The sequence below is a fragment of the Bacteriovorax sp. BSW11_IV genome, from assembly GCF_000447755.1.
GTDB lineage: Bacteria > Bdellovibrionota > Bacteriovoracia > Bacteriovoracales > Bacteriovoracaceae > BSW11-IV.
Genome location: NZ_AUNE01000033.1, coordinates 1 through 23613, shown reverse-complemented (window position 1 = coordinate 23613; position 23613 = coordinate 1). Strand labels below are relative to the sequence as shown.

General features: G+C 37.3%; 20 protein-coding genes. 5 read left to right on the top strand and 15 right to left on the bottom strand.

Annotated elements, in window-relative coordinates; all coding sequences use genetic code 11:
• Position 1: 1 nt before the first annotated feature.
• Entirely contained in the window at positions 2–652 is a 651-nt protein-coding gene (locus tag M899_RS09310; RefSeq protein WP_021271203.1) for a hypothetical protein, read from the bottom strand.
• Between the two features lie 248 nt (positions 653–900).
• On the opposite strand from M899_RS09310, the gene M899_RS09305 reads away from it, so the two are divergent.
• Both M899_RS09305 and M899_RS09300 read left to right on the top strand, forming a co-directional pair.
• Positions 901–3735 (top strand): hypothetical protein, encoded by a 2835-nt coding sequence (locus tag M899_RS09305; RefSeq protein WP_021271191.1) that lies wholly within the window; start codon positions 901–903, stop codon positions 3733–3735.
• Between the two features lie 42 nt (positions 3736–3777).
• Positions 3778–5433: a ChaN family lipoprotein gene (locus M899_RS09300; RefSeq protein WP_081653780.1), complete on the top strand. Its 1656-nt coding sequence runs from the start codon at positions 3778–3780 to the stop codon at positions 5431–5433.
• Here M899_RS09300 and M899_RS09295 read toward each other — a convergent pair.
• Positions 5430–6884: a hypothetical protein gene (locus tag M899_RS09295; RefSeq protein ID WP_021271169.1), complete on the bottom strand. Its 1455-nt coding sequence runs from the start codon at positions 6882–6884 to the stop codon at positions 5430–5432. The genes M899_RS09300 and M899_RS09295 overlap by 4 nt on opposite strands.
• Positions 6885–7045: 161 nt before the next feature.
• Here M899_RS09295 and M899_RS09290 point away from each other — a divergent pair, with 161 nt between their 5' ends.
• A complete protein-coding gene (locus M899_RS09290) occupies positions 7046–7867 on the top strand; it encodes a hypothetical protein (RefSeq protein WP_021271187.1) in 822 nt (273 codons plus the stop codon).
• On the opposite strand, the gene M899_RS09285 is transcribed toward M899_RS09290, so the two are convergent.
• Positions 7850–8242, bottom strand: coding sequence for a hypothetical protein (locus M899_RS09285; protein WP_021271180.1), 393 nt, complete (start codon positions 8240–8242; stop codon positions 7850–7852). The two genes, M899_RS09290 and M899_RS09285, sit on opposite strands and share 18 nt — an antisense overlap.
• Positions 8243–8245: 3 nt before the next feature.
• The gene (locus tag M899_RS09280) at positions 8246–8731 is read right to left on the bottom strand and encodes a hypothetical protein (RefSeq protein WP_021271175.1); all 486 of its coding nucleotides are present in this window, start codon (positions 8729–8731) and stop codon (positions 8246–8248) included.
• 145 nt (positions 8732–8876) lie between these two features.
• Here M899_RS09280 and M899_RS09275 point away from each other — a divergent pair, with 145 nt between their 5' ends.
• Positions 8877–9626: a hypothetical protein gene (locus M899_RS09275; RefSeq protein ID WP_021271195.1), complete on the top strand. Its 750-nt coding sequence runs from the start codon at positions 8877–8879 to the stop codon at positions 9624–9626.
• A gap of 3 nt (positions 9627–9629) precedes the next feature.
• Here the strand turns inward: M899_RS09275 and M899_RS09270 are convergent, their stop codons facing one another.
• From M899_RS09270 to clpS, 7 genes are all read right to left on the bottom strand, one after another.
• A complete protein-coding gene (locus tag M899_RS09270) occupies positions 9630–10589 on the bottom strand; it encodes a glutathione synthetase/glutathione synthetase (protein ID WP_021271186.1) in 960 nt (319 codons plus the stop codon).
• Between the two features lie 26 nt (positions 10590–10615).
• The gene (locus M899_RS09265) at positions 10616–11692 is read right to left on the bottom strand and encodes an aminopeptidase (protein WP_034728696.1); all 1077 of its coding nucleotides are present in this window, start codon (positions 11690–11692) and stop codon (positions 10616–10618) included.
• On the bottom strand, positions 11677–12294 hold the full coding sequence (locus M899_RS09260; protein WP_021271206.1) for a hypothetical protein: 618 nt from the start codon (positions 12292–12294) through the stop codon (positions 11677–11679). The genes M899_RS09265 and M899_RS09260 overlap by 16 nt, the downstream gene beginning before the upstream one ends.
• Positions 12295–12382: 88 nt before the next feature.
• A complete protein-coding gene (miaB, locus tag M899_RS09255) occupies positions 12383–13876 on the bottom strand; it encodes a tRNA (N6-isopentenyl adenosine(37)-C2)-methylthiotransferase MiaB (protein WP_021271172.1) in 1494 nt (497 codons plus the stop codon).
• Positions 13877–14129: 253 nt separating this feature from the next.
• Entirely contained in the window at positions 14130–14507 is a 378-nt protein-coding gene (locus M899_RS09250) for a hypothetical protein (protein WP_021271178.1), read from the bottom strand.
• A gap of 384 nt (positions 14508–14891) precedes the next feature.
• Positions 14892–17231, bottom strand: coding sequence for an ATP-dependent Clp protease ATP-binding subunit ClpA (clpA, locus tag M899_RS09245; protein WP_021271182.1), 2340 nt, complete (start codon positions 17229–17231; stop codon positions 14892–14894).
• A 12-nt stretch (positions 17232–17243) separates the two neighbouring features.
• Positions 17244–17579 (bottom strand): ATP-dependent Clp protease adapter ClpS, encoded by a 336-nt coding sequence (gene clpS / locus M899_RS09240; RefSeq protein ID WP_021271171.1) that lies wholly within the window; start codon positions 17577–17579, stop codon positions 17244–17246.
• A 480-nt stretch (positions 17580–18059) separates the two neighbouring features.
• On the opposite strand from clpS, the gene M899_RS09235 reads away from it, so the two are divergent.
• On the top strand, positions 18060–18563 hold the full coding sequence (locus M899_RS09235; protein WP_196801749.1) for a tellurite resistance TerB family protein: 504 nt from the start codon (positions 18060–18062) through the stop codon (positions 18561–18563).
• Here the strand turns inward: M899_RS09235 and M899_RS09230 are convergent.
• The 4 genes from M899_RS09230 to M899_RS09215 all read right to left on the bottom strand — a co-directional run.
• Entirely contained in the window at positions 18547–20295 is a 1749-nt protein-coding gene (locus M899_RS09230; protein ID WP_021271188.1) for a hypothetical protein, read from the bottom strand. The two genes, M899_RS09235 and M899_RS09230, sit on opposite strands and share 17 nt — an antisense overlap.
• Before the next feature lie 31 nt (positions 20296–20326).
• Positions 20327–21106, bottom strand: a complete 780-nt coding sequence (locus tag M899_RS09225) for an endonuclease I family protein (RefSeq protein ID WP_021271207.1) — start codon at positions 21104–21106, stop codon at positions 20327–20329.
• An 88-nt stretch (positions 21107–21194) separates the two neighbouring features.
• On the bottom strand, positions 21195–21611 hold the full coding sequence (locus tag M899_RS09220; RefSeq protein ID WP_021271201.1) for a hypothetical protein: 417 nt from the start codon (positions 21609–21611) through the stop codon (positions 21195–21197).
• A gap of 74 nt (positions 21612–21685) precedes the next feature.
• A partial coding sequence (locus tag M899_RS09215; RefSeq protein WP_021271196.1) for a tail fiber domain-containing protein occupies positions 21686–23613 on the bottom strand: 1928 nt, incomplete at its 5' end.

Below are 23613 nucleotides of genomic sequence, written 5' to 3'. Positions count from 1 at the left end.
TTTAAGCTGCACTCTTTTTAGAATGAGTTGATGAAGTGGTCAAAGGAATTGTGAATTTTACACCGTTTTCCATAGTCACAGTGCAGCCTTCATTTTCAGAAATCGAGATGCTCATTCCATTCATTTGCACAGAAAGCTCTCCCCCGTTAACTGTAAATTCAGCCTGAGAATCACCTACAGGAAACGTCATGGCCATATTCATCTGACCAGATAATTGCACATTCATATCACTGCTGCCACTTGTCACTGTATGAGTCGTCGTTGTTTTCTTAGGTTCAAAAGCAACAACATTTGAAACTACTTCTACTTCTTCCATCACTGATTCATCCGATTGCGCAACAGCTTCAACTTCATCTTCAATTGAGTCTACAAAACTATCGGCCGCTGCACTTACTTCATCACTTTCTTCGGCCATAGTACTATGGAGTTCTGACTCAATGCTCTCGACTTCGCGATCAATCACATCTTGCAGTCCGTTAGTTCCCGCCTCTTCGATGGCCAAATCTTCACTGGCCTCCATCATAGGAGTTTCACTCTCATCAGCGCCCTCAACAGCGAATTCTTTTTCTAGAGATTCAATCTCATTCATGATGTCTTCTAGTTCTGAATCGTTAAAACCTTGATCAAGATTTTCTGTTTGATTATCGCTCATATGAAGGTCTCCTGTGCAGTGTTTCAAAGTAAGTGACACGCAATTAGCGCTATAACGCTTTTCGTCTTCAAATGTAAGAATCTTTAATAAAAAGTGGTCCTAATAATATTGTACAGTTACAATCAACTACTGAAGTTTTTACCTGTTTTTTTCATGACAAATAGTTGAATTTTAGGTACAAATTTGTGCTCGATCCAATCGACATTATAACACGAACACAACGAACTAGATTCGATAAAGGTCTCTTTTTGAGCAATAGATTGTTTAAGGCCAATAACTGGCTGAACTCAAATGAATTCTCTGCAAGTGTCGCAGACGGTGATTCTATCCCTTCGGGATACGACGAACTGCCGCCTCTTCCGGCCACGCAGAATCCAGAGCTCCCACCAATTGGGGATCTGAATACTGAGATCAGCAAGTTTGCGCTATCACAATTTATTATACCTGAGTGGAAGGGTGAGTCTCTTCTATCCAAAGAAGCTGTAAAGGTAAAACGCCTTCTAGAAAAGCTTTTCGACGATGCTCTTTCTCAAATTGAAGACTTCAATAACAAAAATAATTCCATCAAAAAATCTGTGTACAGTGAATTCCTCTCATATGCTCACGAGAGAGATATCAATGATCTGCACATTGATACCTTCACTGACTTTTGGCTTGAATACAATAACGATCACAGTGCCGATGCTCGCCATATCGCGAACTTTAAAAAGATTTTGGCATTTAGAGCAATCACTGTTTATCTTTTCAAGATTCGCTTCTTCGTAGTTCTTGGCACTGATATTTCTATGGCATTTTCTGAAAATGATTTTCTTACACCAGACTATTGTCTAAGAAAGATTTTCAAAAAAGGAAGCTCTACAGAAATCGAAAGTGATGCTCTTCAACAGAACCAATACAGCTGGTATAGACCAAGTGGCTCATTGAAAGAGTTAATCTACAAAACTGTTTCAGATATCAATGGTCTCTCTCTCGCAGAGATTCTAAAACTGTGTCGTCCTCACACTTTTAATATTGAACATATTGCTGAAAAAGAAAGCTATTCGCATTCTCTTTCAACAAGAACGTTTGGTCTTTTCTTAAATCAGCTCATGGTTGAATTTCCAGCTTGGCTAGAAATGAGAAAAGTCTCAACTTCAATCAATGGTAAAGGTCCTAAGGCCATCAACACTTTCTACAGTGGTCAATACTTGCAATCACTTTCAAGTGCTCACTGGCTGGCCCAAGAGTTTAATAGCAATATCAAGTGGAGTGAAATTCTGTGCCCTGATTTCATGGGTGAGAATTTTGCGGACGGACACTACTTAAAGATTTGTCATGAGCTACACTTTTTAAGCTTCCTAGTTCATTTGGCAAAAAAACAAAATTATGAAGCTGTTCAATTAATTTGTTCAGTGTTTAAGCAAAAGCAAAGAAAGGGACAAGAGGCCACAACTCTATTCTCTTATGCTGATAGCTCACATATTTCATATGATCGTGCTCTGTTGAACCTTGTGACCCTTCCAAAGAAGAACCCGCACCACTATCTCATCAACAAGATCAACCAGACAGCTAATAAGCTGGCACAAAATGGGTATATTTACGTTTTTACTAATCAGAAACTTTTTGTTCCAAGCCAGTCTGATCGTGTTGAACAATTTCTAAAAGATTTTAAAGTTGAGGCCAGCTTCAATTTTGAAGACTTAAAAGGCCGTGGTGAGATTGCAAACTTCTTGTACATCATAACAAAAAGAAACGTGAATCAAGGACGTGCTCTTAGAGCTCCAAATGCTCTCAAAGCGCAAAAAGAATCTCTTCTAAGCTTCAACCTAACAGGACAGCTTTCTCAATTTGGAAAGTTCAATAAATTTGTAGCAGAACTCTTTAGCTTCTTTAAGACAAAGACACCTCATGCAACACCAATTTTCCAAACAGAGACTGAAGATGGTCTTGGCCTTGAATTCCATCAAGATGCTATTCTTGAAGGAAAGCTTCTAAGCGCTACGACAAATTCAAATGCTCAGTTCACTCACCCGAACTACTTCAAAAACCTTATGAAGTCTTGTGTTCCACTAGATCAATTCTTCATTATTGAGAACCTTCACGGTGAAACAACCAGTGTTAAGAGTGTAACCTCTGAGCTTCTTGGGATTACTTTTAAACAAGAAGAAAGATTCCCAATTCTTCTGATCGTTGATTACACAAATGAAGCGGCCATTAAGATTGAGCTTACTTCATCAGAACTTTATAAAGCTAAGCTTGAGCAAAACGGACAAGCTTATTTCCAATATTTTGGTCTTATTCCAAAGATTAATGACATCAATATCAACCTATTTCGTGACTTCTTTAATACGCCAGTTGGTAACCAGGTTGTACAAATCTGTCTTAATGGTGGAGCGACTAAAGTTAAGTCTAAATTGCGCTCGCTATTGATTCCAAAATTCTTTGGTCAAAATGAGTATATCCCTAAGCATATTGAACCAGCGGTTCGCTTTCTTTACACTCAAAAAGAAGAGCTTCTTGCTCAGCACCCGAATCATATTGGGGCCAACTTCAATGATGTAACAAAAGTACTTGCTCACCTTGGTAAAAACTATCCATGGCATACACTTAGCTTACTTTCTAACTTTAAATATAACCTAGAAGAGTGTTTATCTGAATTTAAGCACACTGATGTAAACTTCATGAACCCACTTGTCAAAGAGCCTCTTTGCAAGCTTGAAACATACCCAGTGTACCCAAACAACAGAGATATCTATCTTTCTATTGAAACAACTGATCTTGCCGACATCCATGCGCCACTTGGCGAGATGGTATCTAAGTATGATGAGAATGGTCATTTTATCGAGCTTTACTCGGCCGCTGGTGCTTGTATTGTAAAAATCCATGCTGAAGCTGCCATGATCAACTTCATTAAATTCGTTCTCACTAATGCTACTGGAATGAAGATTTCGAATATCATTCAAGCGCTAAAAGTACCAAAAACTGATGAGCTTAAATTGGTTCTTGAAAACTACAAGATGTTAAGTGAGAGTATTTCAAAACTTCATGGCGAAACTTTGAAGCACATCGTGGCCTTACTGGGTCAACAAATCTCGGCCAACTAAAATCTTTCTTTCAAAAATTTCAAAAACTTATACAATAGGTATATGGGTGAAGGATTATATAAAGCTTCCGTGGAGCTTTCACATTTACAACGAGGCATCTACACTTATTTGAAGAATAAGGCCAAGAGCTTCGAAGGACAGGTCTCAAACGAGTTCTCCCGCTATCGCAAAGACCACGAAAGACATGGCAAAAGCGAATTTAAGATCTGCACCTTTAACACCCTACTAGGGGCCATTGATAAATCAAATATCATCTATCTTGGCGACTTTCATACTTTTGACCAAAGCTCACGCAACCTCCAAAGACTTCTAAGAGTCCTCATAAAAGACAATGATTCATATATATTGGGCGTAGAGTTTGTTCATAAGAAACATCAAAGATATATCGATAGCTATTTAGAAGGACACATAACCGAAATCGAGTTCTTAGAGTCGATTCAGTACCACGAGTCTTGGCGCTTTCCGTGGTCCTACTATCGACACTTTTTTGTCCTCGCCAAAAAGATGCAAATGAAGATTGTCGCCCTCAATTCAGATGGCGGACTCAAAAAAAGAGATATGGTTGCGGCCTCAATTCTAAAAGAGCTCTATGAAGAGAATGAAGATAAAAAAATTCTCGTACTTTTTGGGGAATACCATATCGTCCCATCTAAGCTTCCAGGTATTGTAAAAAAGAGTATTCACAATAAAAAATTCAAGCAAACGATCATTCATCAAAACTTAGATGAAGTCTATTGGCGCCTTGTAGATAAAAAAGGTGGCACCGATCGTATTGTGGCCTTTGGTCCTCACGAATATGTTCTTCAAACTTCTCCCCCATGGATTAAGTACGAAAGTATGATCTATTGGTACGAGCATTTAAGTGAAGACCCTGATTTTGATATTCACGAATCGGTACTCGAGCAAGAAGGTGCATTTACTTTTAATAGTAATACCGTAGACAATTTTGCTTATATTACGTCACAAATTAATCAAAATTTAAAACTTGGCCTGAGCTCTTATGAGATTGAAGACTTTAATCTTTATGATCATCAAAATCTTGATTTTATCCATGATAAATTAGAACACCTTAAAACGAAGTCCCTCACAAACTTCTATGTGAAGCTAATAAAGTGTGGTCGTTCATTTAAGATTCCCGATACCAAAAATTATTATTGTCCAAGCTATTCAATAAATCGACTGGCCTTCTTGGCGGGCATTCACTTGTACCTGCAACTTTTGCAAAAGAAGAAAGATGGTGCCAATGAGTATGACTATCTCATCAGAACAAAGACCCACACGAAGTTCATTTTCTTTTGCTATCAAAGTTTCATGGGATATTTCTCTTCAAAATTGATTAATCCCTATAGGAAGTGTGATCGCTATCAAGACCTTCTGAAGCAATTAAGAAACTCTAAAACGAAGGTCTCAGATAAAAAGATTTTAAGACTTTGCCTTGATGTTATGAAGGCCAAAACGCCATTAGAGTCTATTTTTGAGAAAGCATCTGATCTTGATGCCTTTATGGTTGCAAGAAAACTTGGCTATCTTCTTGGAGATATCTACTTCGAAGAGGCGTACACAAAAAAATCAAAAGGATCTAAAGAGGTTTTAAAGGCAATTATGAATTTTGATTTTGAAGAAAAGGCCTTTAAGAATATTCTCAAGGCCCTATTGCCACGTGAAACATATAGGACAACAAAGAAGAATCTCTTTTAAAGAGATTGCTTCATTTGTTCAAGGATTTCTTTCTTAGTTCCCTTAGTCACATTTACTAAACGAACTTCTGATACTGCTGGTTTTTGAGTATCTTCAACACTCTCTTCTTTCTCTCCAGCATGCATTGTAATTTTAATACGTGATCCGACAACGTTTTTACCTTCATAGATATTATCGTATTGAATCTTACCATTAATCTCAGCAATGAATTCTTCACAAATTTGCAATGAAAGCGGCTTGTCTACTTCAGTTGTCGACAACCCTTTCTCAAAGGCCAAGAAATCTGATGAGAAAACTTGTCCGTAGCTATTGATATTGGCCACAATGATTGAACCAAGTTTCTTACCTTCAACTGTAACTCTCTTAGAAGCAATACCTTCTTGAGCAGTTTTGATTCCGTAAAGAAGTGTTTGATAAAGAACTTGTTCGATAGTCTCTTCATTACCTTTTACGTAAAGGTCTGACTCTCCATCAATTTCAATTCTCACACCTTCGGCCAAAAGCTTATTTGAAAGATGATCTACAACTTTTGAAGAGATCATATCGAATGAAGTAATTGGTAATCCTGAATTGATTTCTGGAAGAGTAATCTCATCACTACTTTCTTGCCAAATTCTTTCGATTTGAGCTTCAACTTCTTCTTTAGAACCTTTTCTAAGAAGTTCAACTCTTCCCGCTTTATCAGACAGAGTGATTCCTTGAATCTTGCGTGAAACATCTGCAGAATAACGAGTAAATAACTTTGAACAGTAAATTAATTCATTTTGATCAAGGGCCGTTCTAATAATGTCCTCAACCTTAGAGTCTGTTGTGAAATCTTCTGATGAAATTTCGGCCAAGGCCTCTTCTTCAATTTCTCTATTACGTCTTTGTACTGCTCTTCTCTCTGCATATTCCCAAATAAGAAATAGTGGGAAAAGAATCATTAAAGAGTAAAAGGCCAACTTTAAGCTCGATAGTATTTCTGTAACTTTCTTTTTGTATTCCGTCAGATTTTCAAGAGCACTGTCTTTTGATTTTTCAATTCTTTGGAATCTAGGGCCAAATTCGTTAACCTTCACTCCACCAACGATGGCAGCGCTATCTTCTTTTAAAATTTTTCCATGAAACCAGTGAATATCTGAAGCAAGAGTGTTTAATTTTTTTGCAAGAATTTCAACATCTGCACCAATTGTTTCTTCATAAGCATTGATAACATCGGCCACACATTCTTCAGTAATATTTGTGAATGTTGCTTCTATATAAGGAGAATACTTATCCCCTAGCATTTTTGCAGTATAACTTTGATTTACACGGTTGAAGCAAGTTTGAATTCCACCTTCTAATACCGATGCTCTCTTCAATTTTTCCGAAGAGTCATAGACACTATAAGTTGAGGCCAAAAGTCCTGCTGTCATTAGTAAAATAACGAGTGGTTTAAGGGCCTTTGTTTTGCGAACTACTTCCTTCATGGCAATATTCCTTCAGTCAATCCTGTAACCTATTAAAATCTCATGACGCGCCTCTATTAAAAACACGCTCCTTACTAGATTCTGTCAATTCATGCATTTCCAGTCAAGAAAGGGAGAAAAATGCCTTTTCGACCCCTATTTAATAGGCCATCATAATCTTAATGAGTAGCGAACCTAAAGGGTCAGTTTCTGTCCCAATTTTTCCATTGTCACTTTTTGTCTCATTATTTATTCACTTGTGTGTGGCAATTGTTCTTTATTTTATAACGACCGACAACAAACCCGAGCAAACAGCTCAAGAGAATAAAAAAACTTATATCAAAGTCGTGGGTGATAAGAAATCAGAAATTAAAACTTTTAGGCCGACGCCAAAAAAGAAAAGCGAACAAGATCAGAATATTATCGATCTCTCTAAACTTCGCCCTCAAGAAAAAATCGTTCCAGTATCTAAAAAAGTTACTCAAATTTCTCCCCCCAAAAAAGAGCACCCTACCCCACAAATGAGGGTTTTGCGTCCCGATGGTGAAACAAGAAAAACTGTTGTTCAAAGCTCACAGCGCACTCCTGAAACACGACAGATGTTAGCGAATAAAGACTTTGATCTCGAATTCACTCCACCAGAAGGAGTTACAGAAGATGAGCTTAACAGCTTCGACAAGATCTACTACTCTTTTATAAAAAGAACCTATGAAAAGTATGTAAATTCTTTTGTTACAAACTACTTTTCACTATTAACTGAAAGACCCTACTTGGCCGGTGATATTGAAAACCAGAAGCACTATGTGAGAGCGAGAGTCACATTCGATAAGAAGGGTAATATTATGGCCATTAAAATTTTTAATGAAAAAAGTAGTGATGCCGTTTATGAATTGTTTGAAAGAACAATGCGCGGACTAGGCTCTTTGCCCAACCCCCCAAAAGAGTTTTTTGAGGGAAAAGAAGAAGAGTTTAATATTTATTTTGTTCTAAAAGTAAATCTTTAACAAAATCGTGGCCGCAATAAAGGCCAATGACGTCAGGGGAATTGGCTTCAAAATCGAATGAGATAAATCCCTTGAAAGACCGCTCATAAAACCTAAAATCTTTTTGCGATTTCGACCTTTTATATCTTTCACATATCGATCAAGAGATTCTGTAATGCTCGCAAGATCTAATTGCAAAGAGTCTTTAACGTCATCAGGAACTTGTTGAAATGGGATCGCCATTGCAATGATTTCTTCTTCATTTTTAATGGTTTCATACTTATTCAAACAAGTCGTACAATTCGTGACGTGCTCAGATAAAAATTTTCCTTTAAGATTGCCATCAACTAAGGCCTGAACCTGGCGAGAATGAATACAATTACTATGATTTTCCATAGGCTATTGCTGTAGGCCCTCCTGAACTGGCCTTATGAAGTCGACCATATGAGATCGCGACTCGTGTGTTAGAGTCATAACTTCAATACGAGATAGAGAGAGAATCTCACTCACCTCATCTGCATCAAATCCAAATTTATATTTGAGAAAAAGTGCAGCTCGTGCACTTAGGCCCAATCTGTAAAAGACGCCAAATTGATTAATATCTAGCCCTGATTCCAACTGAGTGAAGCGCTTTTTTGCCAGAGCATAAATTACTTTAATGCTCACTTTTTTAAGATCAAAAAACTCTTTATTCACAAACTCATGCTCAGTTACTTCTAAAAGATCAAAAAGACGTGTCTTGCAGTCTTTATCTGCAAATAGAAATGAGATTCCGTCTATGACCAATTGTTGTGCCTGTAACTCTTCTGGGATGAGAGCATGGGCGAAAGGGTATAATTCGTTGGAAAAGCCTGTAATTCTTTGCTTTATATCTTCTATATTCACACTACCATTCTAACAATGTCCGTGATTTCGGCAAAGAAATTTTACCTTAAATTATCTAAAATCCGACTTTTTTGGTCGCATCACTAAAGATTTCAAAACATTTACCGATAAATTAAGAGAAGTATAGTAATTACGTAGGTAATTTATGAAAAAAACAGTCTACATTTTCCTCTCACTTTTGATCACATCACAGCTCGTAGGCTGTATGAAGAAAAGTGTCACTAAAAAATCGACATCAAGCAGTACTAATACGAGTACGGGCAATAACACAGGTGATGGCGGAACAAACGTTGATACTGGTGGAAGTAATGGTGGAGGTTCAACAGATGATGGCGATCCAACAGCAAACTACTACTGGTTAAATGACATTAGTCTTGTCGGTAGTGATACCTACACAGGCTCACCACAAATAAACCACTATGCAGGCAAAAGCTATATGTGGTCGTCAAAAGATAAAATTGGAACTTCTGACCAACAAATTTTTCTTACGAACTCGCGCTTCAATGTGAGGGTGAAAGCTGAAAATGTTGCACAAAGAGGATCTACTGATGCTAATGGTGTTGCTTGTAAAGAACACTTCATGCCTTATACAAAAATGAAGATCAATCTCTGCCTAAGATCAAAGACAGGCAGTTGTGTTAGAACGGCAACTTTCTCTGATATCTCTGTTGGAAGTTGGTCACCAAAGTATCAATTTAATCTAACTGGGCTTGTAACTTCTGACCCACTTGTATTAGAAGTTTTAAGTGTGGAAACAGATTCTTATTGCAAGTACTACACAGATAATAATGCAACTCCACCATCGACAGCTTGTCCGTACGCAAGATTGTCATATTCTCACTGTGCAGTCTTTGACATTCAATTTGCCACAGACTACACGCAAGATTTACCTTAATTTTTAATTTAAAAGATCAATAATATCGAAGGCCAAGTTTTTCTTCTTGGCCTTTGAAACTTCGACAAGAAGTCCAGGACAAGTAATATTCACTTCGCTGACATTATTTCCAAGAATATCAAAGGCCACCCAAGGCACGCCAACATCCATCAATTCATGACAAACTTTTTCACAGGCCTTGCGTTGAATGTCATTGAGCTCAACAACATCATAGCTCGCCCCTTGTGCAATATTAGCAAGGAATGCTCCTGCTGGCGGAACTTTTAAAATACTTCCCAGCTCTTTGCCCATAAAGTAAAGGGATCTCACCTCTCCACTCGTTACAGATGCATCAAAGGGTTGGGCGATAATTGGTCCATGACACTCTTTCACTTTGTCATGAAATCTTTTTTCGAGATCATCATTAATTGATAATTTTTCAACCCCCATCCCTTGGTAAAGATCCAGTGGTTTGAAGATTAAAAATTCAACACCTTTTTTTCTAATATCTGAAACATAATTTTGAAAGGCGCTATAAGACGATCCAATGTATGTTTGCAGGGAATCGGCCTGTTCGTAGGCGAATAATTTTTCATTGTAGGCCGCGATTCCTTCTGGTGAGTTGATAACGTGTGCCCCTTGGGACTTCCACATTTTAAGCATCCACAAGATTCTTAAATAGCGAGAGTCAAAAGGAGGATCTAGCCTCATGTGAAAGACATCATTGGCGCCAACTTCAATTTCATATTTTTTTGTCAGTTTGAATTCTTTTAAATAAGGGCCTCCATCTAAGAATTCACCTTCAAAGTCAGTCACTGTTAAATTTTTTGGGCCTTTGTTGGCACAGAAAAAATCAGCTTCAAAGACAAGACAAACAGGAATTCCTCTTTCTTTCATCGAAAGCGCAAGTAAAAGGGAGCTATCTTTTTTAATTACTAGTTTTTCAAGGGGATCGATCAATAAGATATGGCGTTTTGTAGTCATAAGTACCTCTATTTTATAAAGGCATTTTACGTCTTTTCATGACCTTTGTTAAAGAGAAAACTCGAAAAGCTTCCCTCTTTTGTAGATTTTTGAAACTCTTCATATTTCTTTTGAATATATGACAAAAATTCAGACAAACTTAGACCTAATGATTGGCGAAGTTTACTAATCTGTTCACTATCACCTTCATAAGTCATATAAGCTGCAAAAGAGGCGTTATTCCACTCTCTTTTAAGTGGAGAGCAATCTTGTGCACTTTTGCTTTGTGATTCACACAGGGCCAGAATGTCGCCGTTAAAACGCTCATTCATAAAATTTTCGAGAATGTTCTTGGCCTCTTCACGAGATTTCGGTCCAGAATTGTTATAACGATGTTGAAGTTCTTTTGCCAACTCAACAATTCTTAATCCCATCTTCTCTTGGAAATGTCTTTTTTGTGAAAGTTCCTGTTGTTTTTGATAGTCTAGCTTAAAATATTCCACTGCCATCTCTTTTCCAAAATAATTGGCGAGGCTTTCATTAAGATTAACTTCATTTTTAATGAAAAAAACTGTGTGAAAAAGTTCGTGAAAAATAAGTTCAGACAATTCAAAATCATCAAAAACAAAGAACGACGATAAAATAGTATCCGTAAAATATCCTAGAGTTGAATAAGCATAAACTGGACGAATATACGTTACATAATCGTGCTCACTTTCCATGCGCTTCGCATATTTTTTGGCCGAATCCAAAGAATAAAATCCAAGATAGGGAAAACATCCCATAAAAACGAAACATTCTTTATGCGCTTCAATTTTTGACCATGGAGAAGTGATGACAAGATAACTTACGGCCTCACGTTCTAATAAAGTTGTTTTGTCATAGATTTGACTCGGATCTTTTCCATAATATTTATAAAAAAAGTCCTTATACTCACCTATCTTTTGCACTTTTTCTTTTATTTCTGGAGAAATTGATGGGTCACTTAATAGTTCAGTATTTTTCTTAGCAGAAGTCAGCAAAGAAAGTTGCCCCGTGCCCTGTTCATACAGATATCCCATCTTCGCGCACGAAGACAAAAGCATTAAAACAATGAGAGACATTGCTTTTATTGAAACATCCATGAGAAGCCGGCCGTGTATTTGAGATAATCTTTGGCCTTATTGAAATCGTCGGCAGGAAAGAGAGTTTTTACAGAACCTTTTAGTGAAAGATTTTTCGTTAATTGAATTTTTAGAGAAAAAGTTCCAAAAATAGAGTCCTGTCTCTGCTTTTTCTTATCGCCTTGAATGAAAAGAGTCGAACTATCAAGGTCATTTCTATAAGTATAGTCGGTACTATAAGTTGTTATTTGTCGGGCATACCCTAGACTTAGTGTTGGAACAAGAAATGAGTTTTTATTCGCAAAGGCCTGTCTTAGTCCAATTCCATATGAATAACTCTCGATAATCGCCTGCTCACTTGTAAGTGTATAGTCCGTTCCCGTAAGTTTATATTCGTCTGATCTTGTATCAATATCTTTAGTCGTCGAATAGTTAAACTCTAATGCGGTTAATGTGAGAAAATAAGAAGCAAAGCTCGCATAGTAGGATCTGGAAACACTTTTATTATTTCTTTCAGTTCCATACAACTGCTTATCATAGGCAAACTCCCCGTCTAGCTCATAGAAGCTAAGGGCCGGTTGAGTGAATGTGAATAGCAAAACCAATAGGCCTAGTCTTTTCATAGCTTCATTCTACCTTTAGTTTGCACTAAAAATAAAAAGGGGCAAAAACTTGCCCCCAATTAATTTTATGAATGTTAATTTTCTGTAATTACCAGAGCTTATATGGAACAGAAAGATCCTTTGGAATACGTCTTCCAATATTTGTAATCATCTTTCCTTGGCATGAAAGCGCTGTGGTCTGAGTAACCTCAACATCAACCCAATGCCATTGCAAGTTTTGCTCAGTTGTTTCAGGCAAAAAGTGAATAATACGATTACAATTCGTTCTTCCTTTCCACTTTTTCTCACCTTTGAAAACTCTGTTGCCATCTACTAATACGCGATAAGTGTTACCTACCATCTTAGCGCGGATTTTTTCTTGGATTTGAAGCTGGTAAGCTTGAATTTCGCGAAGTCTCTCACCTCTAATGTCATCTGATAGGTTGTCTTGCCATCTTGATGCACGAGTTTTTGATCTTTCAGAATATGCATATGAGTAAATGAAATCAAACTGAGCGGCATCAAGAAGCTTTAATGTATCTTTGTGCTCTTCGTCTGTTTCATTAACAAATCCTGCAATGATATCTGTTGAAATCACCATATTTGGATTTGCCGCGCGCATTTTTTCCAAAAGGCCAAGGTAGTGCTCTGGCGTGTATTCACGGTTCATTCTTTGAAGAACTGTTGCCGATCCTGACTGGACAGGTAAATGAAGGTGGCGTGACAATTTCTTTGCTTCACCGTGAACAGCAATGAGTTCATCTGAAATATCGTAAGGGTGAGATGTCGTGTAACGAACAAGCTCTAGCCCATCAATTTTTTCTAGAAGCATAAGAAGCTCGGCCAGTGATTCACCGTTTTCTTTACCGAATGAATTCACGTTTTGACCTAGAAGCATGACTTCTTGAATCCCAGAATACTCCACAAGTTTTCTGATATCATCGTAAACCTCATGGGCACGACGTGATCTTTCTTTTCCGCGAGTATAAGGAACGATACAGTAAGTACAATATTTGTTACAGCCTTTAATGATATTTACGAAGGCCTGTGGATTACCGTGAGTAATTTTAGTTTCAATTGAAAAGTTACTTGAACGGTCCCAAGTATTTACAGAGAATTTACTCTCCCCTGCATATGTTCTAAAAACCATATCATTGATTGAATCAATCGTGTCTGGGCCGAAAGCAAAATCAAGATGATCAAACTTTTTAACAAGATCTTTACCCTCTGTTTGGGCAACACATCCACCAACTCCAACAACTAGGCCTTTGTTCTTGGCCTTTTGATGCTTAAGGTTTCCTAGATGAGAATAGAACTTATTATTTGCAAGATCTCTAACTGCACATGTATTAAACAAAACGAGGTCTGCATCATCAACTTCTTCAGTATGAGAAAAGTTAAGATCTTTAAGGTGAGACAAGATTCTTTCAGAATCGTGGTAGTTCATCTGACAGCCAAAAGTCTTTATCCAAACTTTTCTTGGAGGGAAGACTAAATCTCCCATGCGAACAAGACGTTCTCCAGTTTGCTCATCATTAAACCATTCTTCGCGTGGCCCTTCGTCACGAAGACCAAGGCCTGTTGGTGAAGTTAATTCACTCATTTAACTACTCCTTACCGTTCTCAGTTTTTGAATCTGGCGATAAATTATCTGTGTGATAATTGGACGATTTCTATAACGCGCGCAAGTTATCAATATTATTAATTTCTGTAAATCATTTTTTGTCGCGCACAACTTTTTGAAGATGGAATATTAATGACTTAGAAATGTAGAAATGAAAAAAATATGCGTGGAAGTGACGGATAAAATAAAAAGGCAAAAAAAAACCCCTCCGAAGAGGGGTTTCTTTAAAGAATTACTTCTTTTTAGCTGGCTTAGTAGCTGTCGTTGGAGCAGCTTTCTTAGCAGCAACTTTCTTAGTAGCTTTTTTAGCAGCTACTTTTTTAGTAGCTTTCTTAACAGCTACTTTCTTAGTAGCTTTCTTAGCAGCTACTTTTTTAGTAGCTTTCTTAGCAGCTACTTTCTTAGTTGCTTTCTTAGCAGCTACTTTCTTAGTTGCTTTCTTAGCAGCAACTTTCTTAGTAGCTTTCTTAGCAGCTACTTTCTTAGTTGCTTTCTTAGCAGCAACTTTCTTTGTAGCTTTCTTAGCAACTTTTTTAGTTGCAACTTTCTTCGTAGCTTTCTTTGCTACTTTCTTTGTAGCAGCTTTCTTAGTTGTCTTTTTAACAGCCATGACATCCTCCTGGTTTTCAACACTTATATTTTAAGAATAAACACAAATTTTCTTCAACGCAAACAAAAAAAGAAGTGCTTTATTCAAATTTCTATCGTTCCGAAAGTTTCAGCATTCTATTCTGAGATCGGTCACTTGTAAATTTCTCTTTAACTTTTTTTTTACGAAGCTCGAACGTGCGTGTTCATCGACGTTTCAACGATTGCGTTTTTTGTTTTTTTGGAGTGAAGGTACGGTGAAGTGTACTTTTGGGTATGATTTTTTTCTAAAAGTAGGCCGCGATATTTTTTACAAAGGTGTTTAATAAAATGGGTTAAAACTGCCTAGGCTAAGGGGAATCAGGCGATGAAGTGCCATAAAAAGTTGCCTGATTCCCCATTTTTTTTATGAAAAGATAAATTCTAGATCATCATTTTTAACATCAACTGTTACTTTTCCGCCCTTTTCTAATTTTCCAAAAAGAACTTCAGTTGATAGAGGTCTCTTAATCTTATTATCGATGATACGAGCTATAGGACGTGCTCCCATCTTAGGATCAAAGCCTGTTTTAGCGAGCCACTCTTTTGCATTTTCAGTTACGACAAGTTCAACATGCTTGTGTGACAACTTTTCTTCCAACTGCATTAAGAACTTTTCAACGATCTGAACGATGTAGGCATTATCAAGTTTATTAAAGTGGATAATGGCGTCTAATCGGTTCCTAAATTCAGGAGAGAAATACTGTTTAATCTTATCGTCCCTGCGTCCTGTATTGCTTCCTGATGCTTGAGACAAACCAATAGTCCCCGTTTCCATTTCACGAGCACCTGCATTAGTTGTCATAATAATGACAACATTTCTAAAGTCAGTTGAACGTCCTTGGGCATCCGTTAACACCCCATGGTCCATAACTTGAAGAAGGATATTGAAGATATCAGGGTGGGCCTTTTCGATTTCATCTAAAAGTAAAACACAATGGGGATGTTTCTTAACCGCATCAGTTAAAAGTCCCCCACTTTCATAACCCACATAACCAGGAGGAGCTCCGATGAGCTTACTTACCGTATGCTTTTCCATGTACTCAGACATGTCAAAACGCTCTATATGACTGCCTAATTGAATGGCAAGCTGTCTTGCAAGTTCTGTTTTACCAACACCTGTAGGGCCTGCAAATAAGAAGCTCGCCATTGGTTTTAAATCATGACCAAGTCCTGATCTCGACATCAAAATTGCGTCACTAACCTGCTCAACCGCATGATCTTGACCATAAATAAGGAGTTTTAAATTATCCCTAAGGCCTTTAAGCTTCTCTTTTTCTGAAGATTGAACTGAAACTTTTGGAATACGTGCAAGTTCGGCCACAATTTCTTCAACATCTCTTTTAGTTACAGTAGATCTTTTCTTACTTTCTGGTAAAAGTTGAAGTCTTGCTCCGATCTCGTCGATTACATCAATCGCCTTATCAGGATTTTTTCTATCTGTGATATGTTTCTCTGCTAAATCAACCGCTGACTTGAGAACAGTATTCGAATACTTAACTCCATGAAATTCTTCAAATTTATCTTTAAGTCCCAAAAGAATTTTATAAGTGTCGTCAACAGAAGGCTCTTCAATATCAACTTTTTGAAAACGACGAGAGAAAGCATGATCCTTCTCAATGAATTTTCTAAATTCATCGTGAGTCGTTGAACCTATACAACGAAGTTTTCCAGCAGATAAAGCGGGCTTCAATAAATTTGAAGCATCCATACTTCCACCAGTCGTTGCTCCAGCACCCATCACTGTATGAATTTCATCTATAAAGAGTATTGTTTTGAGACCTTTTTCATTTCTTTTATCAATTTCATTGATAACGCTCTTCAATCTTTGTTCAAAGTCCCCTCTAAATTTTGCACCAGCAAGTAGCGCGGCCATATCTAAACTAAAAACTTCTGTACCTTGCAGTACTTCAGGAACATCACCTTGTTCAATGGCATAGGCCAGACCTTCAGCGATCGCTGTTTTCCCCACACCTGCTTCACCAACAAGAAGCGGATTATTTTTACGGCGGCGGCAAAGAGTTTGAACAATTCTTTTTAATTCTTCTTTTCTACCAATGAGTGGGTCAATTTTATTCTTTTTGGCAAGATTATTTAAATTAACAGAGAATTCATCGAGGGCCGTGCGTTTTTTAGCTTTTTCTGCTCCTAAACTTTCACCCTCGATCATTTCGACTTCTTCTTCAACTGTATTTTGTGTTATTGGCTCATCAACACCATGAGCGATGGCCTTCACAACATCAAATCTTTCGATTCCTTGTTTTTGAAGAGTGTATAAAGCGAAGCTCTCTTTTTCTTGAAAGAGGGCCACAAGTAAATTGATTCCTTTAATTTGTCTTTTTCCCGCAGATTGAACATGAATCGCGGCCCTTTGAATCACCCTTTGCAGTGATAATGAAATCTCTGGCTGATATTCAATGCCATTTTCAGCAGCAAGCTTACGAAGCTCCTCATCAACAAATTGTTTTTCACCCAATTCTTCAACTTGACCCTCAGAGAGAATGCTAAAGTTACTTTCGTCTTGAAGGAATTGGTCTAATTCAGTTTTTACTTGAACAACATTGGCCCCGCATGAGTTTAATACGGCAACAACTTCCTCATCGTCCATCATGGCCAATAAGACAGATTCAAGCGACAAGTATTCATGGCGAAGCTTATTCGCTCTTTTTATCGCATCATTAATGATCACTTCTAATTTTTTCGACATAAAAATTCCTTCTTACTCAGGCTCCATTGTACATTTCAATGGATGTCCATTCTCTCTTGCTTCACTAACAACTTTTTCAACTTTTGTTTCCGCAATCTCAAAAGTATAGACTCCGCAAATTCCATGGCCATCTTGATGAACTCTTAGCATTATGGCCTTCGCTTCTTCGTAATGTTTCCCAAAAATTTTCTGCAGGATATAAATCACAAACTCCATCGTGGTGTAATCATCATTGTGAATAAGGACTTTGTATTTCTTTGGCCTTTTCACTTTAGTTTTTTCGATGGTCACAACACCGTGTTCATGGGATTCCTGCCCTTCATCACTAAAGATGGGATTGAACTTCAAAACGTCAATATTCCTACTTTCTAAACACACCAACTTTTTTCTCCCATAAAAACTATTTCCACTTTCTATTATCTATTTATATTGTTCTGATTACAAGATAAGACAAGAGATTTCAAAGCTTTACGAATTCATCTTCATTTAATGCCTCTATATTCTCTTATGTAAACTCTCCTTTGATATTAGCACTTTAGCAAGACGTCATAAAAAAGCAGAAATATCGATTGAAAAACACTTCAATCTTAAACAATTAAATCCTAATCCCAAGTAACTCTATCGATCGAGAACATCACAAAGATAAAGAGCATTTTCTTCGTTAACAATCGCAAATATCTTTCATTCATACTGCGCGACTTTACTAAGAAGAAATAAGAATAGATTTTTGAAAAAATTCAAAAAGAGAATATGTCCTACATTTGTGGACAAGAAGTTTTCCAAGGCCTATCATTAAAATGTTTTTTTAAACTAAGAAAGGTAGACTTCATGGCATTTTGGGACATATTCAAAGTTAATAACAAACCAAGCGCAGTAAACTCACTTCACGAGACATTAAGAGCACAGTTCCCGGATAATGAAGAAAAACATCTCATTCTGCTCGCCTGTCTTGCTGGGCTAATGAGTAAAGTTATTTACGCAGATTTTAAAGTAAGTGATGCCGAAAAAAGTACAATGATCAGTTCGTTAAAGACATGGTTTGCACTATCTGATGAGAAGGCAGAAACTGTTGCTTCACTTGCTATAACTGATATGCAAGAACATTTAGGGCTCGATACGAGGGCCTACTGTACACCTTTAGTTGAAATGTATGACGTCAACACTCGTTACAATATTTTGAAGGTACTCTTTCATCTAGCTGCAAGCTGTAATGGTGTGGATAATGAAGAATCTAATGAGATAAATTATATCGCAAAGGCCCTTGTTCTAGAGCAAAAACATTTTGTGGCCGCCAAGGCCACTGTTAAGGATTCACTTAACGCTTTGAAGTAGTTTTACGACACATCTTTGCACCGAGCTCTCCTCCTCTTTTGTGAAGAGAGCTATCATCATAAAAGTTTTGGAAGCTATCTTTCCACGGTGTATTCTTCAAACGATACCAATAAGATTTTCTTTCTTCTCGTTTATCATACTCTTGAGAATAGGCCGCATAGGCCTCTTCGTAATTAATTTTAAAATTCCCTTGATTAAAGGACTTCAAACTATCCTCATACATCTTAGAATATTGGGCAAAAGACTTCTTAGTTCCTTCATACATTTTATCTGAAAGTTGAGTCTCAGAGAGTCGATCTTTCTTTCCCATATGGGCAATTTGGGAATTTTCCACAAAATGTGTATGAGATTCAAAATCATAGGCTTCATAAGCAACACCTGTTCCCGTCGCCGCTAGATTTGCTCTAAAATTAGAATGCCCTCTTGCCTTTAGTTCACAGGCAACCATCCCACCTGCAATATAGTGATAGTAGCGCCCATCAACTTTTTCGCCCGCAAAACGGCCATTGGTTTTGATAAGATCAGCAAATAATTTCATATTTTGATGCTTAGGTGCTTGAGTTATAACCTCACCTTTAAAGACAAAAGACTGCTCCCCTTTATTATCTGATTCACCCGTATAGAGATGGCGAGTTTTAATAAAACGCTCATTTTGCCCAGAACGAATCAGCTCTTCACGAATCATCTTCATAGTCGTATTAATTTCATCATGGCCTAAAAGCGCAATAAGCCTCCATGCCGCCACTGGATCATTATTAGTGGCCTTCATCGCCAATTTATCGAGATCAAAAGGTTTTCCGTTCTTTTTATTTTTTTCAAGTAGATCCAAAAAGCGCTCTAAATATTCATCATAAATCGGATTTTGTATAAATTGCTTGGCCAAGTAATCATGAAGGCCATTACACAAAAATCCAAGGTCAGTTCCAAGCTTATTAGCACATTCCGGATTTACAATTTCATAAATATCTTCGAGATACTTACCACATTCAGTTTCCTCATCTCGAAAGTATCTATCAACTAGGTCCATGGGATAACACCCAAGCTCTGCAAAGTTTTTCAAAGTATCAAACTTTGATGCATAATCATTTTTCGAGTATCTGGCCCCTGTATCGTAATCAGTACCATAAACAGGAAAGATATTTTGACATTCATTTTTCATTTCTTGAAAAACGATTTGAAGTTCCTCTAGTTCTCCATGCTCTGACATGATCTCATTATATGTAGAAAGAATCTGCTCACTTTTATCTTCATGGCAATTTTTTAAAAATTCCTGCTTATATTCTTCTTTCTTTTTAGCAAGCTCATCTTTAGGCAGGTTCTTTTGCCATTCCATATGTTTTTTAAACACATCAGAGATTCCAAGCTGTAGTCCTCCCCCCATTTTTTTACTCTCTAAAATCTGCTTCATCACTCGACTCATAAAGAAGTATTTTGGTTCATCACTTTTATAAGGAAAATCAGCAAGAGGTGAACCTTCAGGAGCATAAATAAGATCATTTACATTTTTGCAAGACTTCTCATTATTTAGAAATTCCTGTTTTTTCATTAAATTTTCTTTTTCTAAAATGAGATACCAGTTGTCACGAAAAACTTCTTTGGTAATAGGAAGAATATTTTCAGTAAGCTCCATGACTTCAAGGGAAAGATTTTTAGAGCACAGCTCTGCCTTTGTACAGTCGGCCAAAGAAAGTGTGGAAATGAATGAAATGAATAAAAAAAAAGCAATCTTCATAGATTGCTTTTCGGGTTTGTGTAGAATTTATTTAAAAATTATCGACCATATCAACAAGGTCAGGAATGTCGACAAATGGATTAGAATTGCGTTGATAAGACTTAATCTTCTCATTTCTTTCAATATCTTGATCTGTTACAGGATCTTCATGGTGCCACTTTCGAAGGACTTCTTCGTCTTTATCATCAATTGAATGGCCATAGCGAATAGCAAAATAAAAAAGTGAACGAGCAACATTTCCTCTATGATATGCAGGAGGCTCAAAACAGTGGTGATCATCCCCATCCACACCACGGCGGCTTCCATCATTTTCCCAATCAGATCTTACCACTTCACAAAATGGTAAGCTTGAACGAACAGAGTTAGCATGATTTGTCGTTGGATAAAGGTGGTGAAGATCACTTTTAGCAGGAACAGTTCCCGCTCCTAATGATTTTGGCCAAGTATGTTCAGCATTCATTACCTGATTATTTGGAATCTCATAAGTGATAATGCATTCGTGATTTGAATAAACCGAGCAAACTTCTCCATCAACATTATCAATAATCGTAAACATGATCAGTCTTGCTTGATCGTAGCTTAGCGATCTGTATCCACTTGCTGCAATTTTACCTAATTTTTCTTTTAATGATTTATTATCTAGACCAACGAGATCGCGGTATTCTCTTTTTTCTTGAAGTTGAGTTTTTAGATCGCTCCATGACTTATCACCTTTAAAATGTGTGTAAGCAAAGCTTGAGAAATTTAGAACCGACAACGTTAAGAACAAAATTGATTTAATGGGAACCTCTCTTAGAAAGATGCCCCCCATAATTACCAAATCTTCGCTTTTGAGCAAGAAAAAATGTAAAATTTCACCATCGAATTTTCAATGATTTACATTTTTTTTCGTATTAAAACTAATGAGTTACGTTAAAAAACTCCTGCATTTCTGAATGATTGGAGCTATAGCGAAAAATGATGCTATCGATGCTGGCATTTAAACTGAGATCAAAGGCCATTTTAACAACCATTTTTTCACGAGATTTAAGGATAAAGTTCTTCATGGGAGTTTTATCGCTGATACTAATTTCAGGGCCACTTGTTTCAAGTATAAAATCTTTTTTATCAACTTCAACTTGTCTTTGTGAAAGGTTCATCAATTCAACATTGAACCAAAGGTTGCCGTCTTTGCTTTCTATGTAATCTACTTTCGCTTGAACTGGACCATATGATTGAGACATTTTTGTTTCAACTTTTTCAAGAGTAAATGTCTTTTCTGGGCTTGAACATGATGTAAGCATCAGAGCACATAGAACGGCTGCAAAAAATTTCATATAAATCTCCTTAAATTCATTAAAACATAATTTAGGAGTATGTGAAACGCCACTTTTGTAAAATTTAAGTTAATTTAATTACAGATTTTTGCGTCAGGCTTGATCTCACAAAGAATTTCTTTCATGTCAGAAACTTCTTTTTTAAGTGATTCATTCTCTTCTTTTAATGATGCAATTTCTCTATGTGAATTCTCAAGCTCAGAGATTCTCTCGTCCTGCTCTTTCACAGATTGAATTAGTGGTGCAATTAATCCAGGATAATTAACGCTCATATAACCTTTCGCATCTTTATCAACAAGCTCTGGGAAAATCTTCTCAACATCTTGAGCAATAACCCCAATCTGCTTTCTGTCATTGAAGTGCCTATCAGGAAATTCATCGCGACGCCACACGTAGGACACCCCTACAAGTTGCTTAAGTTTTTCCGTTGCATTTTCTATGACCTGAATATCGGTTTTAAATCTTTCGTCGGAAGTTAAAACAACACCGGCCGATCTCACATTACCTGAAGCATTGATATCACCACCACTGACATCAAGTTTGTATTGAGGATTACTTGTACCAATTCCGACAAGACCATCAGTTTTAATTCTCATTCTTTCTTGCATAGAACCACCACCTGTACTTAAAACAATACCAGTACCATCTTGGATCATGATTCTATTATTATAATTTACAAATCCAGCAGGGGCTCCAACAGCAGCAACAGAGAGTTCAATTGTACCAGGAACACCATCAGTGAGCATTTTTAGCATGGCCGCTCCGCCATCAGGATCACCAGTTTCTTTTTGATATTTTGGCAATCCACCATCAAAATAATGACCAGAGCGAATCGCAAAATCGGCCTGTCCGTCATTCCATGCAATTCTCTTATTTCCATCAGCATCAAAGAGAACGGCTCCTGTTGATGCCGTAAACCTCATGGCCCCATCTGTTGTCGATCGACCAGCATCAAGATAAGAAGAAACAATTCCACCGCCAGCAACTTCTAGCTTTGAGGCCGGAGTCATTGTTCCAATACCCACATTACCATCATGGCCAACAATCATTCTATCACTCACTGGAAGTGTTGTATTAGCAGTCGTTTGAAAACGTATTTCTGTCCCATGATTTGTCGCCGACTGATCTTCTGAAGCACGTAAAACAATTCCTCCAGAATTTTGATTATCAATTCCATTTCTTCCTTGAAAAGTTGCAAGAGCATCACCAGTCAACGGATATGTTGGAGCGGCTTCTGTACCTCTTGCTCTGTAACCTACGAAGTGAGGACTTTCAGTATCACTGTATGATTTTGCATTAAAAATTGAATAACCATTAGTTTCAGAGGTCACTGCTCCTTTTACATGAAGCAAAGACGTAGGAGCTGTTGTACCAATACCGACATTACCAGAATTATCAATAATCATAGAATCTGAAGCTCCTGTTACAAACCTTAAATCAGGAGCAGTTCCTCCGGAAGAAACAATTCTTGAATAATTATCCCCGGTAGATCTTTGCTTAAAAACAAGTTGAGAAAACATATTATTTGCATTAGCTGTAGAATCAATTAATAAAGTTGCTCCAACTCCAATTTGAGCATCCACTGCAGAACTATTATAAATGGCCGAACCTCCAGACACATGCATATTTGCGATAGGAATAGTTGTTCCTACACCTACTTTTCCAGTATTATAATAAACATCGTTAACATTTTTAGACCATACAAGATTTGAATCAACGTAAGTCTTTACTGCATTTTGAGAAGGAACTTTCGCATCATCTGCTCCAAGAGTTGTCGTTGTATCTAGATAAGAAAGTGGCATTTGTTGAATATCATCAACATTGCTAAGTCCAACTGCGGCCTTATCAAGAGTTTGCCAAGTTTTGTCCCCTCTATAGTATTGAGCAGTCGTTCCTGCGGTAAGGGCATCTTCTTTTCCTGTTAAAGATGTTTTTGCAGCATCAACTTGTCCTTGAAGTTTTTCAATTGAAGTTTGAACCGTATCAGTGTTGGCCACACTTG

What these genes read in the sequence shown, in the direction of transcription:
- M899_RS09220 (WP_021271201.1), bottom strand. Translation starts at nt 21,611, where the DNA reads ATGAAATTTTTTGCAGCCGTTCTATGTGCTCTGATGCTTACATCATGT.
- M899_RS09285 (WP_021271180.1), bottom strand. Translation starts at nt 8,242, where the DNA reads ATGGAAAATCATAGTAATTGTATTCATTCTCGCCAGGTTCAGGCCTTA.
- miaB (WP_021271172.1), bottom strand. Translation starts at nt 13,876, where the DNA reads ATGAGTGAATTAACTTCACCAACAGGCCTTGGTCTTCGTGACGAAGGG.
- M899_RS09275 (WP_021271195.1), top strand. Translation starts at nt 8,877, where the DNA reads ATGAAAAAAACAGTCTACATTTTCCTCTCACTTTTGATCACATCACAG.
- M899_RS09230 (WP_021271188.1), bottom strand. Translation starts at nt 20,295, where the DNA reads ATGAAGATTGCTTTTTTTTTATTCATTTCATTCATTTCCACACTTTCT.
- M899_RS09270 (WP_021271186.1), bottom strand. Translation starts at nt 10,589, where the DNA reads ATGACTACAAAACGCCATATCTTATTGATCGATCCCCTTGAAAAACTA.
- M899_RS09310 (WP_021271203.1), bottom strand. Translation starts at nt 652, where the DNA reads ATGAGCGATAATCAAACAGAAAATCTTGATCAAGGTTTTAACGATTCA.
- M899_RS09265 (WP_034728696.1), bottom strand. Translation starts at nt 11,692, where the DNA reads ATGGATGTTTCAATAAAAGCAATGTCTCTCATTGTTTTAATGCTTTTG.
- M899_RS09295 (WP_021271169.1), bottom strand. Translation starts at nt 6,884, where the DNA reads ATGAAGGAAGTAGTTCGCAAAACAAAGGCCCTTAAACCACTCGTTATT.
- M899_RS09300 (WP_081653780.1), top strand. Translation starts at nt 3,778, where the DNA reads ATGGGTGAAGGATTATATAAAGCTTCCGTGGAGCTTTCACATTTACAA.
- M899_RS09290 (WP_021271187.1), top strand. Translation starts at nt 7,046, where the DNA reads ATGAGTAGCGAACCTAAAGGGTCAGTTTCTGTCCCAATTTTTCCATTG.
- clpA (WP_021271182.1), bottom strand. Translation starts at nt 17,231, where the DNA reads ATGTCGAAAAAATTAGAAGTGATCATTAATGATGCGATAAAAAGAGCG.
- M899_RS09235 (WP_196801749.1), top strand. Translation starts at nt 18,060, where the DNA reads ATGGCATTTTGGGACATATTCAAAGTTAATAACAAACCAAGCGCAGTA.
- M899_RS09225 (WP_021271207.1), bottom strand. Translation starts at nt 21,106, where the DNA reads ATGGGGGGCATCTTTCTAAGAGAGGTTCCCATTAAATCAATTTTGTTC.
- M899_RS09250 (WP_021271178.1), bottom strand. Translation starts at nt 14,507, where the DNA reads ATGGCTGTTAAAAAGACAACTAAGAAAGCTGCTACAAAGAAAGTAGCA.
- M899_RS09260 (WP_021271206.1), bottom strand. Translation starts at nt 12,294, where the DNA reads ATGAAAAGACTAGGCCTATTGGTTTTGCTATTCACATTCACTCAACCG.